Annotated in this window: 1 tRNA gene and 1 rRNA gene; both read right to left on the bottom strand. The window is 39.4% G+C overall.

Going from position 1 to position 348, the window contains the following annotated elements:
• Position 1: 1 nt before the first annotated feature.
• Positions 2-73, bottom strand: a tRNA-Asn gene (locus KGF41_RS20625).
• A gap of 7 nt (positions 74-80) precedes the next feature.
• Positions 81-197, bottom strand: a 5S ribosomal RNA gene (gene rrf, locus KGF41_RS20620).
• Positions 198-348 lie beyond the last annotated feature (151 nt).

Here is a 348-nt window from a genome sequence, read left to right as displayed (position 1 = left end):
GCTCCAAGGGTGGGGCTCGAACCCACAGCCTACCGGTTAACAGCCGGTTGCTCCACCGTTGAGCTACCTTGGAACATCTAACGTGGCTATGTCCTACTCTCCCAGGCAGTTTCCCACCAAGTACCATCAGCGCTAGAGAACTTAACTTCTGTGTTCGGAATGGGAACAGGTGTATCTTCTCTGCTATTATAACCACATTTCTTTCTTGTTGCTAGGACAAGTATAATATTAACATTTTTTGTTATTTTTGTCAATACTTTTTTCATACTTTTTTAGAGTTAACACTCTAAAAACTACATATATATTTTAATTAATGAACATCAAATAAATATTGGTCAAGTCCTCGAC

The organism is Clostridioides sp. ZZV14-6150 (assembly GCF_020657875.1).
Taxonomy (GTDB): Bacteria; Bacillota; Clostridia; order Peptostreptococcales; family Peptostreptococcaceae; genus Clostridioides.
This window is presented reverse-complemented; position numbering and strand designations above follow the sequence as displayed.